The 14,413-nt window shown below is 36.1% G+C and carries 13 protein-coding genes; 6 read left to right on the top strand and 7 right to left on the bottom strand.

Features of this window, described 5'->3' with window-relative positions:
- Positions 1-26 precede the first annotated feature (26 nt).
- Positions 27-1,385 carry a spinster family MFS transporter gene (locus HUV91_RS01745; protein WP_130073069.1) on the bottom strand — a complete coding sequence of 453 codons (1,359 nt, stop codon included), beginning with the start codon at positions 1,383-1,385 and terminating at the stop codon, positions 27-29.
- Positions 1,386-1,865: 480 nt separating this feature from the next.
- Between HUV91_RS01745 and HUV91_RS01740 the strand changes: the two genes are divergently transcribed.
- Positions 1,866-2,258 (top strand): DUF4440 domain-containing protein, encoded by a 393-nt coding sequence (locus tag HUV91_RS01740; RefSeq protein ID WP_130073068.1) that lies wholly within the window; start codon positions 1,866-1,868, stop codon positions 2,256-2,258.
- A 326-nt stretch (positions 2,259-2,584) separates the two neighbouring features.
- Here HUV91_RS01740 and HUV91_RS01735 read toward each other — a convergent pair whose 3' ends face one another.
- Positions 2,585-3,526 carry a p-hydroxyphenylacetate 3-hydroxylase reductase component gene (locus HUV91_RS01735; RefSeq protein ID WP_174492331.1) on the bottom strand — a complete coding sequence of 314 codons (942 nt, stop codon included), beginning with the start codon at positions 3,524-3,526 and terminating at the stop codon, positions 2,585-2,587.
- Between the two features lie 14 nt (positions 3,527-3,540).
- Positions 3,541-4,809, bottom strand: coding sequence for a p-hydroxyphenylacetate 3-hydroxylase oxygenase component (locus tag HUV91_RS01730; protein WP_174492330.1), 1,269 nt, complete (start codon positions 4,807-4,809; stop codon positions 3,541-3,543).
- A gap of 435 nt (positions 4,810-5,244) precedes the next feature.
- On the opposite strand from HUV91_RS01730, the gene hpaA reads away from it, so the two are divergent.
- Positions 5,245-6,150: a 4-hydroxyphenylacetate catabolism regulatory protein HpaA gene (gene hpaA, locus HUV91_RS01725; protein WP_174492329.1), complete on the top strand. Its 906-nt coding sequence runs from the start codon at positions 5,245-5,247 to the stop codon at positions 6,148-6,150.
- The gene (locus HUV91_RS01720; protein ID WP_174492328.1) at positions 6,143-7,363 is read left to right on the top strand and encodes a Bcr/CflA family multidrug efflux MFS transporter; all 1,221 of its coding nucleotides are present in this window, start codon (positions 6,143-6,145) and stop codon (positions 7,361-7,363) included. Before hpaA ends, HUV91_RS01720 begins: the two co-directional genes overlap by 8 nt.
- Here the strand turns inward: HUV91_RS01720 and HUV91_RS01715 are convergent.
- Positions 7,339-8,247: a LysR family transcriptional regulator gene (locus HUV91_RS01715; RefSeq protein WP_174492327.1), complete on the bottom strand. Its 909-nt coding sequence runs from the start codon at positions 8,245-8,247 to the stop codon at positions 7,339-7,341. The genes HUV91_RS01720 and HUV91_RS01715 overlap by 25 nt on opposite strands.
- Positions 8,248-8,355: 108 nt before the next feature.
- On the opposite strand from HUV91_RS01715, the gene HUV91_RS01710 reads away from it, so the two are divergent.
- Both HUV91_RS01710 and HUV91_RS01705 read left to right on the top strand, forming a co-directional pair.
- Entirely contained in the window at positions 8,356-9,093 is a 738-nt protein-coding gene (locus HUV91_RS01710) for an SDR family NAD(P)-dependent oxidoreductase (protein ID WP_130073063.1), read from the top strand.
- 21 nt (positions 9,094-9,114) lie between these two features.
- Positions 9,115-9,321 (top strand): tautomerase family protein, encoded by a 207-nt coding sequence (locus tag HUV91_RS01705; protein ID WP_174492326.1) that lies wholly within the window; start codon positions 9,115-9,117, stop codon positions 9,319-9,321.
- A 130-nt stretch (positions 9,322-9,451) separates the two neighbouring features.
- Here the strand turns inward: HUV91_RS01705 and HUV91_RS01700 are convergent, their stop codons facing one another.
- The 3 genes from HUV91_RS01700 to HUV91_RS01690 form a co-directional block, all read right to left on the bottom strand.
- Positions 9,452-10,864 (bottom strand): aldehyde dehydrogenase family protein, encoded by a 1,413-nt coding sequence (locus HUV91_RS01700; RefSeq protein ID WP_174492325.1) that lies wholly within the window; start codon positions 10,862-10,864, stop codon positions 9,452-9,454.
- A 213-nt stretch (positions 10,865-11,077) separates the two neighbouring features.
- Positions 11,078-11,941, bottom strand: a complete 864-nt coding sequence (locus HUV91_RS01695) for a transporter (protein WP_174492324.1) — start codon at positions 11,939-11,941, stop codon at positions 11,078-11,080.
- Positions 11,942-12,052: 111 nt separating this feature from the next.
- Positions 12,053-13,291, bottom strand: a complete 1,239-nt coding sequence (locus HUV91_RS01690) for an acyl-CoA dehydrogenase family protein (RefSeq protein ID WP_217431184.1) — start codon at positions 13,289-13,291, stop codon at positions 12,053-12,055.
- A gap of 158 nt (positions 13,292-13,449) precedes the next feature.
- Between HUV91_RS01690 and HUV91_RS01685 the strand changes: the two genes are divergently transcribed.
- A complete protein-coding gene (locus tag HUV91_RS01685) occupies positions 13,450-14,382 on the top strand; it encodes a helix-turn-helix domain-containing protein (protein ID WP_174492323.1) in 933 nt (310 codons plus the stop codon).
- The last annotated feature ends 31 nt before the right edge of the window (positions 14,383-14,413 follow it).

The following is a 14,413-nucleotide window of genomic DNA, read 5'->3' as shown; positions in this document are numbered from 1 at the left end:
CAATGCATCATGTCAATAAAAATATTTTAAGTAGAATGTTCTTCTTGCATACTATTACTAAATGCAACACAACCTTTCTTTAATAAAATATAAGCTAAAACACATGAACAAGCTCCAACGATGGATAAAGAAGAACCCACCATTAATGGATTTTCAAATATCTTGTCTGTAATTAAGGCAACCAAAGTTGTCCCGATCCCGACTGCAACTAAATTACTAATTAAAAGAAATACAGCAGAAATTTGAGCGCGTAATTGGTTGGGTGCCAACATCTGCATAGCAGTCGTTGAAATTGGCATTGGGAAAGATGCAAAAAACATCGCAGGCGCAAGTAAAGTCACCGCTAACCATTGTTGAGAAACTTGAGTAAAGGCGATTAATGGTAAAATTAAACCCACAATACCAATTACTCCTGTAATCATTGGTGCATCTTGACGCCCTTTTTGAATAAAAAAGTCATTGAGCCAGCCTGCACAAAAAACACCTAATGTATTCGCAATCAATAAAACTGTCCCCAACATATACCCTGCTTCTGTTGGAGTTAAGCCAAACTTACGCATAAAGAATGCAGGTGACCAACTAATCAAACAATACAACGCCATAGCATAAAAAGTGAAACCCAAATAATGACAAGTGAATGTTTTTCCATGCTTTTTAATAAATTTGAATGTTTCCCGTATAGATGTTTTTTCAACTTGACCTTGAGCATCCAAACGCTGCCCCTTGCGTTTAGGATCACGAACAGTAAGAAGAAATAATAAACCAATAAAAACACCAGGCAGTCCAACCAAAATGAAAGCCATTTGCCAAGCCTTCACTGCCCCAAAAACAGGAATTTGGATTAATGTCATATCTTTTAATAAACCAATGACATACCCTCCAACAAGAAATGCAACACCACCTCCGACAAAAGAGCCGATCGAATAAACAGCGACTGCTCTACCCAACTTCTCCTTGGAAAATAGATCACTAAACATTGAGTATGCAGATGGAGATAAAGCAGCTTCACCCACACCTACTCCCATTCGGCTAAAAAATAATTGAATAAAGCTTTTACTCAAGCCACATAATGCTGTTGCAAAACTCCAGAAAATAATACCAACCGCAATAATTTTGGGGCGTGAAAATCGATCCGCCAAATATGCTAAAGGTATTCCCATAAATGCATAAAAAAGCGAAAATGCCAGACCATGCAATAAGCTAAATTGTGTATCTGTTAGATTCAGATCTGCTTTAATGGGTTCAATCATCAACGCTAAAATTTGACGATCTATAAAAGAAAAGATATACGCCAACATACAAAGTAAAACAACGTACCATGCATAAGTACTCGATATCTTGGATATGGGTTTATCTTGATCTTGATTATAAGTCGAATTATTCATATCGCTTTATCCTTATATGGCAACTTATATTCCTTATAAGTTGATATTTTATTTGCATAAAAAATTCTTACTCACACTCTTTTTCATCATCAGATTAATGATCAAACTCAAATAAACCATCACTAATGCTTTAGTTTGAAAACTAGCAATAAAAATATATTCATTTTTATATGTAATTTTCAATATCTTTTTAAGTATAATTTCATACCTTCCATCTGATTTTTAATTCACCTAAACATCTGAGTGATTCCCCCTCCAAAATCAAAGTCATGTTTTTAACATTTAAAATGTTTGTTAGGAGTCGAGTTAATTGGATAACTTTGTCCTTTATTAATAAATAAAATCAAAAACTTAAAAGGTTAATATATCCTATCTCAATGAGTAAAATATAAATCGATAAAATTATTATTGAAATTTACATGGAATTTTGATTTATTATCTAAAACAATTCTTTTTAACTGTTCTCATAAGGAAATATATATGGCTCTTTCAGCAACTCAGGCAATCGAAAGTATTCATACAATGCATGTACTTATCGAAAAAATTTTTAGTGGACGCCATGCCGAACAAGATCTAGCACAATTGAATCAATATTTTTCTGAACAATTTGAAATGGTTGGTGCAGCAGGAAAAAAATTTAAGTTTGATGAAGTTAAACAATTATTTGCAAACAATCAAAGTAAAATGCCCGATATTAAAATCGAAATCTATGATGAGGAAATTATTTCACAATCCGAACACACTATCGTATTAACCTATACTGAAAAACATACGAAAGAATCAGGCATACTCATTCGTCGTTCTTGTGCTCTCATTGAAGAGATTAATGGCAAAATGCTTTGGCGTTACCTACAAGAAACATTTTTATCTTAATTGAGTATCAACACAGTATTTATTCTATTTTAAATCAATGACTCAACTCATTTATTTAAAGTAAAATATTAGGGTTTATTGATACTTTAAATATAGATTTTCCCCACAAGGGTAATCCAATAAATATACAAGCTAAAGCACAATTACCTCTTCTCACTCTACTTTAGCTTGTCATATCCTATTACTCTCTAGACTCTTTTAACTTACACAATATATTTTTAACTCAGTGTGTAGTTTTATATCAACGTTGAAGAGAACAATAAATGATGTATCCTTTAGGCAATGGATTAATGCGCTATTCTGAAATAATCCAATGCCCATTGCAGCTAAATCCCAATCAGATCTTTCAACATATTTTTGAATAGCGCTTTGTCTTGTTCAGAGTAATGACCAAAGACATCTTCTTGATGACTTTCACCAATATGATAAAGCATTTGAGCAGTTTTTATGCCTTTTTCAGTCAATTCATAAGCATGACCTGTATCTACAAGTAACCCCTTACGTACTAAGATTTCAGCTGCCTGTTCAATTTCACGCAGCGGCATAGCCACCTCACGAATCAAATCATCTTTACAGGTTGCTGTTTTACTTTCTAAAACTAGCAACATACGCGCTTCGCTGGTTCTAAAACCTGATGCTAATTGTTTGGGTTGATAATCGTTACTATAGGCGCGAACCGCTTGAGTTAATAAATAATACAGATTGTTATATAAACGACCTGGGAAAATCTCCGCGTCATTTTCAGCTTTCGCATTTAAACTCGGATGTGGCAATACTGAAGAATATGCACCTTGATGATACAGCAACGGTGAACGACCATTGTCTTGAAAATTCACCACTCGCCCAAGAATAATCCAATGGTCTCCACCTTCTAAAATGTCATAACGCTCGCATTCAAATACTGCTGAACATTCTTTTAATAAAGGTGCATTGCCTGCCCCTAAATCAAAGTCTACCTTAGCGTATTTATCGTCTTTTGAACGAGCAAATTGATTTGATAGCTCAATATGATCAGCAGATAAAATATTTACAGCAAAATGTGTCGCTTCAGCAAAAACGGCAAAACTTGAAGATCGTTTGTCTATACTCCACAAAATAAGCGGTGGATCGAGTGAAACAGAGTTAAAACTATTGGCTGTAACACCGACTTTCTCACCTTGTTCATTTTGTGCGGTCATGATAGTTACACCCGTCGCAAAATTACCCAGTGCACGGCGAAAAGCTTTTGAGTCGAAGCCAGTCTCGATTTGAATATTCATTGAGTTCATTGACATTACTCCACTTAAACCATCGTTGGATCTGGTTCAAGACCCATCAACTCACGACCCAAAATTTGTGCACATACATCATAATCAGTATAAGCATGTGCCCCTGTCATATGTGAATCACGGAATAAACGCTGTAATTCTTGTCCATCTAACCAACTGGTTGCACCTGCTGCAGCAAATAAACGATCGACTGCTTCAATACACATTTTCACAGCATAGGCTTGGTTGGTACGCCAAAATGCCAATGTTTCTGCGTTTGGATAAATTTTATTTTCCCCATGTACACGATGGTCTTCCCATGTTTTTTCCAAGAAAGCACGTGCCGCAGCCACCTGATGCGTTGATTCAGCCAAACGCATGAGCGCAGGCGTAGATGCACCTAAATTTGCACCTGTATATGCTCGGATTCGGGTCTTTTGTTTTTCTTTAAATGCTTCCAACATACGTTCTGCAACACCCAAACTGACTGCAGAAAAACCACTGGCAAAGTATGGACGATATGGAGAATAAAATATTTTACTGTCTGGATATAAACCAAATCCTGCCGACTTTCCTTCCATCATGTCTTTGGCTTTTTGAATTCGATATTCAGGAATAAATAAATCTCGGATCTGTAATTGTTTTGAGCCACTTCCTTTTATCGCACCTGCAAACCAATTGTCATGAATGACATAATCTTTACGAGGAATCACACCAAATGAATAGATTTTTTGACCTTCGGCATCAAAACGATTAAAACCGACAATGGCATATTCAGCATGGTCACATCCACTGCTCCAGCCATAGTCGCCAGACAGTTTCACTCCACCTTCGACTTCCTCAACTTTACCAAAAGGCGCAATGGAACTACTTGCTGTTGCATCAGGATTTGCTAACCAAATTTCATCTTGTAATTGCTTTGGAAACATTGCAATTTGATGGCTGTGTGTACATAACAAACTAAATGCCCAAGCCGTCCCCGCACATGCACCTGCAAGCGTCACAATACAATTTGCAAATTCAGGCAGGCTCATTTCCAAACCACCATATACTTTGGGTTGAAATGCACGATGTAATCCAATACTTTTGAGCAGCGCAATATTTTCGTCAGGGACTTGACGCAGTTGCTCTGCTTTTTCAGCATTCGCTGCAATTTGTGGCAAAATTTGTTTTATTTTTTCCAACATAGGCGTTTCAGATGACACAGATTTTGCTTCTGTATAAAACATCTTAATCTCACTTTGAGTCGAGTCACTCGGCTCAGTGCTCACCATACTGGTATTAAAATCCATTGTATTTTCCATAACTTATTTTCCTTATACGCATGCTCTTTATCATTTAGAACATGCTCTATCCTTTATTGCTGATCAACATCCAATATGTTGATGATTTAAACCTATTATTCAGGATTATTTCTGCAAACTTAATGTATTTTCCCAACTTAAATTTGTACTTTCCATGGTTTTATAAAAAATCTCTAAGTGAAATATAAGTGCTTTTTTTCCACTTAAAAACTTTTAAATTAAAAAAATCAGTTCATAATTTATTGTTTTACATATAGAAAAAATAAAAATATGCATAAATTAATTTATACAGATCAAATTAAATGCTGAATAACTTTTCTTGATTTGTACTTATGATTAGAAATTAGGGTAATAATGAATATATTAACTTATCAACGAGCATGGTATGCTCATTGAATAAATCATATTCATCATACTATTTATGGAACAAAAGGTATGAGTCAGTCATATATTCCCAATATTAAATTGGGTGAAGTGTACGATCAAAAGTACATTAACTCGGATGTGTATTATGAAGAACTGGTGAAGCTACAAGAATTTTTTGGGCTGAATGTATTGGCTCATCGTCACGATGGCTATTTTCAAATTCACTTCGTGACCAAAGGTTCTGTACGAGTGTTTTTAGATGATGTGAAATATGTCTATGATGCTCCCGTTTGCTTTATGACCCCGCCCTCGGTCGTACATGCTTTTATCACTGACCCCATTTGTGAAGGACATGTTTTAACTGTTCAGCAGAATATCATTTGGCCTTTATTACACAATGAACTTAAAGTTCAGCATGTCGCACCTTTATGCATTTCAACACAATCTTTAGACCCATCCTATCATGCCGATTTACAACAACTTCAAAGCTATTTTGATGATATTGAAATTGAATTTAAGCACAATAAATCTAATCGATTAGCTGCTTTAAAAAGTTTAGTGAGTTTGATTTTTATTCAGATTATGCGCTTTAACGATGTCACTACGCCGCAGCTCAATAATAACAATGGAGATCTTAAATTTTTCCGTCAATTTAACCAGTTGGTTGAAAATCACTTTAATGAACATTGGTCATTACAGCAATATGCTGAAAAATTAGCGATTACAGAAACTCGATTGAATGACATATGTCGTCGAATCGCCAATATTTCGTCTAAAAAATTAATTTTCTATCGGCTGATGCAAGAGGCAAAACGATTGTTAATTTTTTCAGACTCATCCATTAATTCAATTTGTTATGAATTGGGTTTTAAAGATCCAGCCTATTTCAGTCGTTTTTTCATTCGGCATGCAGGGATGCCCCCTTCAGACTATCGTCAACACCATCTAAATACATCTGATGAATCATATGAATGAATTTATAAAGAAACAATCTAAGCTCCTGATTGTACTACTCAGTGCCTTAGTCGCATTTGGACCTTTATCAATTGACATGTACCTTCCAGCACTACCATCAATTGCACATGACTTAAATTCAACTGTCGCAGCAACACAGAAAACCATCACCATTTTTTTATTGGGTTTTAGTATCGGCATGCTGATTTATGGTCCACTCTCAGACCGTTTCGGTCGAAAAAAGCTGTTATTAATTGGGATGGTACTGTACGTATTCGCAACTTTAGGCTGTATTTTTTCACAGCATATTGAACAGCTACTTTTATTTCGATTTTTGCAAGCAATGGGAGGCGCGAGCGCATCTGTATTAGCACGTGCCCTTGTTCGAGATTTATTTAACAATCAAGAAATTCCTAAAATACTCTCGCTCATGCATATTATTACTATGATTGCGACTCTCGTTGCTCCACTTGCAGGCGCAATCATTATTCAATATTTTAATTGGACGGGTATTTTTATTTTTCTATTCATTTATTCTTTACTGTGTATGGTTTGGGTGAATTTTCAAATTGATGCACCGCCACCAAGGCGCATTCAGATGAGTTTGATAGACAACTATTTGAGCGTTTTAAAAAATTGTTATGCATGGGGCTTTATACTATGTAATAGCTTCTCATTTGGTGGCATGTTTGCCTACATTACAGCGTCTTCTTTTGTATTTATTCATTATTATGGGTTTAGTCCACAACAGTATTCAGGCTTATTTGCGCTGAATATCTTTTCAATCATTATTTTTACCAGCATCAATAGTCGAGCTTTACGTCGCTATACCGCATTTCAATTATTAAAAATCATGTCAATAATTTCAGCGATCGCAGGTCTTTATTTAGCAACCATTACTCTGTTTAAACTGACATCCGTACAGTTTTTAATTCCTGGTTTAATGATTTTCGTTGGCGTCACAGGTTCGATTGGTGCCAATTCTATTGCCAATCTGCTTAAACTTTTGCCACAACAAGCAGGTACAGCATCGGGTCTAGCAGTGTCGCTGCAATTTCTCATGGGCGCATTGTTAAGCTATATCGTCAGTCTTTTATTTCGCAATAATGATCCCACTGCAATGAATTTAGTGATTTGTATTGCTGGATTACTCTGCTCGATCAGTCTATATTTATTTTGTCGAGGCTATAAAGAGCATTCATTAGATGCTCAATACACTGAACTCAAGAGGTAATCCATAAATACTCTTACTTTTAAAGGTTGATACTTTGCTTGTGCATAGAGCAAATAAAATGGTCTTGAGGTCTGATTATACTCCTGCAAGACCTCGACCAAACTCCCTTGTTTTAACTCATTTTCAACGGTAAACCGATAGACTTGCATTAATCCAACCCCTGTTTTGACCAAAGTTAAAGTCGATAAATAATCATCTTGACATAACATCCGTCCTTGAACTGCAACAGAAATTTCAGCACCTGATTCATAAAATGTCCACATTGCTGATTTACCTGTGCTCGGAATTTCAAATTGAATACATTCATGATCTTTTAATTCCCTTGGGTGTAAAGGTGCAGGATGTTTTTTTAAATAGTTTGGTGTCGCAACAATACAGAGTGCGGCATCTTCCAACTTGCGAGCAATAAGACCAGAGTCAGGTAAATAATTTCCTCGAATCGCGAGATCATAATCTTGTGCAATCAAATCAACATTTTGATTGCTGACATGAATTTCAAACTTAAGCTTTGGATATTGCTCAGAAAAATGATACAAATTAGGTAGTAATTTATAATGAGCATAGGCTGTCGGGACACTGATACGCAACGTTCCTGATAGTTCTTGCTGCTTACCAGCAATCAAACTTTCTGCATCAATTAAATATTCAAGTGCTTTTCTACAATGATAATAATAATTCTTACCCTCCTCTGTGACCCGCAATTGCCTTGTTGTTCGAACAAATAATTTTGCCCCGAGACGTTCCTCAATACGTGAAATCGACCGACTGACAGCCGCAGGCGTCAACCCTAACGACACTGCTGCCGCTGTAAAACTTCCTAGCTCTACAGTTAAACAAAAAATTTCTAAACTACCAATTTGTAAATCATCGAAATGTCGGTTCATTTTATTTTATTCATTACACTATGTAATAAGTTAAATGCAAAATTGACAATTTTTCAAGCTGTCTCTTCAGCGTACATTTGTATTAAATACATCAGTAAAGAGTTGAAAATGAATCGTCAAAAAACAGTGATTGTCACAGGTGCTTCAGGTGGTATTGGTTTTGAAATTGCCAAAACATATATAAATCGTGGTGACAACGTGATTGGTACAGGTTTAAATCTTGATAAATTAGTCAATGCACATAAAGCCTTAGGCAATGCTGAAAACTTTCACTATCTTGCAGGAGATATTTCTCAACAAAAAACGGTAGAAGAGCTTTTCCAATTTGCTCAAGCAAAATTTTCACGCGTCGATGTTGTTGTCCATAATGCAGGTATTTTTATCGGTAAGCCCGTAACGGAATATAGTGAAACTGATATCAACAGTATGATTGATATCAATTTACGCAGTTTTATCTATATCTCTCAAGCTGTTGCTAAAAATATGGCAACAATTGGTGGAAAACTTGTTGTGATTACAGCAGCCTTAGCAATTCAACCCAATGCGAAGCAACCTGCATTACTCCCAATTTTAACCAAAAGTGGCTTAAATGGCGCAGTCAAAGGATTGGCTTTAGAGCTTGCTCCACTGAATATTCAAGTGAATGCTGTGGCTCCTGGTCTGATTGAAACACCGATGCATGGTGCAAATGAAGAAGTGAGAAATGCTTTAAAAGGCATGTCTCCGATGCATCAAGTTGGACAACCTGCTGATATTGCCAATGCGGTTCTATATCTTACAGATTCTAGCTTTGTCACTGGCACGATTTTACCTGTCGATGGTGGTTCTACTTCAGGTGTTTGGTAAGTTCAATAAGGAGAGTCTTCAATGCCAATCGTTAATATCAAAGTCACAGATCAGAGCATGAGTATAGAACAAAAGAAAGCACTGATTGAAGGTGCGACAGATTTATTGGTTCAAGTCTTAAATAAACCACGTGAAACAGTCGATGTCATCATTGATGAAATCAATACCAATAATTGGGGTGTCGGCGGAAAAATGATGAGTGAAATTTTGCAATCCAAGCAAGATTGATCAGTTTTAAACTGCATTCTAAATCATACTAAAAAGAGAGTGGTTTCCCCACTCTCTTTTTAGCCCTCATACTTGTATTAGCTAGATTCACTCATGTAGTGATTATGAAAAGTTCATCTGGAACGATTGCTTATCCCAATTTACTCACATGAATCGATTGCTTATGGGTAAACTGCAACAGACCTCCCAAGCCAAAGCTATAACCTAAACCTGACTGTTTCCAACCACCGAACGCAGCTTCAGGTGATAAATCGCCGTGACTATTCACCCATACAGAACCCGTTTGCATACGTGCTGCAATGCTTTGCGCTTTGTCTAAGTCATTGCTCCAAACAGAGCCACCTAAACCAAACTCACTTTGATTGGTTACACGTAATACTTGTTCAATATCTGTATATTTTACGATTGGCAGCACTGGACCAAACTGCTCATCATCCACCAAAGCCACACCATCTTGAATATCGACAACCACTGTCGGTGAAATGAAATAGCCTTTTTCGGGATGCTTTGCGCCTACATTTAAAACTTTTGCACCTTTGTCTAACGCGTCTGCAAGCAAGTCTTTGACTTTCTGATATTGCATCTTGTTTTGTACAGGCCCAAAGCTGGTTTGCTGATCCAAACCATTTCCTACCGTTTGCTGGTCTGCAATCGCAGCAATTTTTTGGGTCAATGCATCATAAATATCCGCATGCACATAAAGACGTTTTAGGCATGCGCAAGTTTGCCCTGCATTTAAGAAGGATGATTGGAAAAGTTTCTCTGCAACTTGATCCACATTCACATCATTCAAAACAATACCGACATCGTTTCCACCGAGTTCTAATACAACACTTTTTAAAGTGTCTACTGAACTGCCTAAAATGAATTTTCCTGTTTTAGTAGAACCTGTGAAAACAACTTTGTTCACATCAGGATGTTCTGTCAACAATTTACCTACATCACCTTTACCTAAGACAATATTACACACACCTTTTGGCAATACTGAATTCATAATTTCCACCAAACGAATGGTACTTAACGGCGTATATTCTGACGGCTTAATGACCACTGTATTTTTGGTACGCAATGCAGGCAACAAATGCCAAATTGCAATCATAAATGGCCAGTTCCAAGGCGTCACTGAAGCCACTACCCCCAATGGACGATTAAAGACCTGAATTTGTTTGCCTGAGGCTTCCGTATAATGTTCTATGGGAATATCAAGCTGCGCAATATATTGAATCCATTGCAGACCTAAATGCACCTCTGCGTTGGCTAAAAATAAAGGCTTACCTTGCTCCTGTGTAATTAAGGCCGCAAGACTGTCCCGTTCTGCTTCAATACCTGCAGCAATTTTCAGTAAATTTGCTTTAAGCTGTTCATCATCAGTATTTTTCCAACTTTGGAATGCTGTTTTTGCAGCGTTAACCGCTTGTTGTACTTGCGCTGCTGTCGCTGAATTTACGCGAGTAATGATATCTTCAGTTGCTGGATTAAGCACAGCCACAGCTTCACCTGCACCCTGAATTCGTTCACCATGAATGAGGAGATCAGTATTCATTGTTTTTCCAATCCTTATATAAAATAATATTTCCCAACTCTTCTATTATTTAGAAAAAGCCTTCCTATCTACTTAACATATTAACTAAATGCATATTATTACAGTATTTTTTAGTCATATATTGTGAGTTGATATGTTAAAATTAATTCTGCCCTAAGAATAAGTTGTTCCCAGTGATTTAATTTTCAGACCAAAATCATTTAAAATAAACCTTTAAAAGATGTAGACATATCTGAAATTAAAACGAAAATTTTCTTTAAAGGTATTCTCAACATCAATATCACGGCCCACAGTCATCAACACATTTGAACGTTGATTGATATTATAAGTCGTACCTGCCCATAGCTTAGACTGCGTGCTCGCAGCATGATCAATACCCTGAACAGTCGTATCCCCTGCATCCATATAAGACACGCCTGCACTCAAAGTAAATTTAGGATTTAAATTATAGAAAACATCAGCTTGTAACTGATATCCCATATCCTGTTCAATTCTTCCTTTGACATCATCTTTGTTATCACCATAAAAGGTCACATCTGCAGTTAAATCGGTACCAAATTTTTCATTCCAATACTGTAAATAACTGGCTTGGAGTATGGTTTTAAAACGATTTTCGCCAATATTTAAAGCATTTTCGTCTTTATAACTGCCTGTAGGAAAGCTAAAAAAAGGCGTAAAACCAAGGTATTTATCCTGTGGTTTATCAATCAACCAAAAAGTATTGGCCAAAATGATATCGCCTAAAACACCCGATGATTCTCCTAAAGCCGCACTATCACCAGATGCTTTTAATTTACCAAAAGGCACAAGAAACTGTTGAGCCATTTTGATACCACCAATTTCGGAATAATGCACAAAACGACCAATTCCGATTTGTGATTCCAGTTCCCCATTATTAACTTTATCACTGCCTGCGTAATAAGCATCTCGATTTGCATATTGCCCATACAGCAAAAAAATATTGGTTCCATTAGGCGCACGGCGATAATCCTGCGCATCAATATCCAAAGCATGTCCTTGTAGCGGCAATAAAAACAGAGCTGTTAGCAGTCCTTTATGTAGCATTTGTCTATTCATAATCTTTTCCCTTGATGTGAATATCATTGTTGTTTTATTTCATTTGTTGCTTAGGAGGCTTCCTTTAAGCCTCCTAAACTTGTTTGATTCTATGTCCTTACATGCGATTGATCACTCCAACAAGGTATCCAAACTGTTGTATGAGTCTGACATTAAAATTTGATGATATTGATTACGACGTACGCCCATATTGCCTCCATCGAATAATGGCAACGCCAATGCATCCATCAGGTAACGTGACAGAGGTAAGTCCTTGTTATAACTATCTACACCAACCACACGCATCAAATCTGTAATCATTTTTACAGCGGTTTCCGAACCATACACTTTTGAACACAATGCCAATTCATGCGCACCTTTTTCATTGTTATCTTGTGCAATACATGCGCGATAAGCCAAACCACGCACAGCCTCAATTTGCATTTTTGCGTCGCTCAGTGCATAACCCACTGCTTGATAATCTAAAATTCGATGTAAACCGCCTTTGTTTTCGGACTTGGCGTAATTCAACGTGAAATCAAAGGCTGCACGCATTAAACCTACGGCAAAAACACCGACTAATGCCGCTGTTGCCGTAAAGGCTTGCTCAATAATTTGTTTACCCTGCCCTAAATTTCCAAGCAAATAATCCTTTGGAATATGACAGTCATGAAGTGAAATACGCGGTGTGATGTGTGCAGTATGTCCAACCGTTTCAAAGATGTCCTCCACTTCAATGTTGATATTTTCTTTGGGTAAAATCACAATTGAAACTTCTGGATCATCGCTTTCACTCAATTCAGAGCGGCCTGAAACACACAGTAAATCAGCGCCTTTATTGTCCCAGCCACAGCTGCTTGACACCCATTGTTTTGAGCCATTCAGCACCCAACCATCTTTTGCAGCGTCAATACGCGTACTCAAACCTACTGCAGGTCGAGGTGCATTTACATTGGCACTACCACCTGGTTCAGAGGAAGCAAAAGCTGCAATTGGCTTACCCTCTTTTTTCAAGAATATGCTCAAATGCTTTTCAGCTTGTTGAGGATTACCTGCAATAAAAATAGGAGAAAGCCCCAAAATACTTGCAAAAGCAGTCAATGAAACATTGGAATCGACCGCATAAAACTCTTCTGCCATGACAGCCATGTCTAAACAACTGGTTGCACCACCACCGAAAGGTTGTGGAATCATGTTAAATAAAAAACCTTCTTTCACTAAAGATTCGTAAAAAGGGGCTGTTGCCAAAAAGCGCTCTCTCGATGTGTGTAATGATTTGATAGCAGGATTCACCTGACTTAATACATCATTGGCGAATTGTCTTGATCGATTTCTTAGTTCTAATTGCTGACTTGATAGATTTTTTAACACGACTATTGTCCTTAATTTGATCAATGTTGTAATGTAATCATTAAGAATATAGGTTTTTTTTGCTTGGCAAATTCCGCATTATTTTTTGGTAAATTCTGAACAAATTTATTTTAATAATGGCATCAAATTTGCTTCCCAAAAGGATTGGGTTAAAATTTATGGATAATAAAATGTTTAAAACGTGGAGTAATCTTGACCTCGTCCCAAATAAACAGTTTTTATTTTGGCGAGAAATGCTGTGTGATGCTTTTACAGACTTAAGACCTGAAACAACATTAGATAAAAAGGATTTTAAGTGTGAAATTCAATCTCAAAGTTTATCTGAAGGGTTGATTATTTCTTCATTGTCTTCCCAAAAACAGAAAATTCACCGTACAGAATCTGAAATATCACATACTAAAGATCATTATTTATTTTTCAATTTACAAAAAAAAGGGCTTGCCTGCATCCAACAAAATAATATGGTAACGCATATACAAGCTGGTGACCTTTATATACTTGATACTCGTTATCCTTATGAAATTGAACAATTTGAAAATAATTGGGAAAGTTTATCTTTAAGAATACCCCTAGATCATGCTTTAAATTGCATGATTCCATTATCTAAAATCATTGATAATATTAATTCGCCTGATGGCTTTATTTTATATGAAAACATTTTAACGCTAGAGAAAATTATAGGAAAAGATTTATCCGAAAAAACCAATACTATCATCACTAAAACAACCATTGATTTAATTCTATCTAACTTTGAAAACATACATATTAAAGAAAACCACTTACTAAACAATATTTTAAAATTCATTGAAATCAATGCTAAAAATCATAATTTACGTTGCAATGATATTGCAAAAGCATTTAATACTTCAGAAAGAAATATATATAAACTCTTTGAAAGAGAAGAGCTAAGTTTAAGTAAAACCATATCGGATATTCGATTAAAAATATTTTTTGAATATATGAAAGGTGATCATGGAAATATCACTGACTTTGCTTATAAAAGTGGATTTAATGATCTTTCAAACTTCTATAAAGTTTTCAAGAAAAAATTCAATGAAACACCTAAAAACTATTTCAAGAATCAATTATAAAATTATATTTTTCATTTAGAGAATATATTTT

Source organism: Acinetobacter sp. Marseille-Q1623 (genome assembly GCF_902809895.1).
Taxonomy (GTDB): Bacteria; Pseudomonadota; Gammaproteobacteria; order Pseudomonadales; family Moraxellaceae; genus Acinetobacter; species Acinetobacter piscicola_A.
The sequence above is the reverse complement of the archived record's forward strand: the minus strand, read 5'-3'. Positions and strand labels throughout refer to the sequence as shown.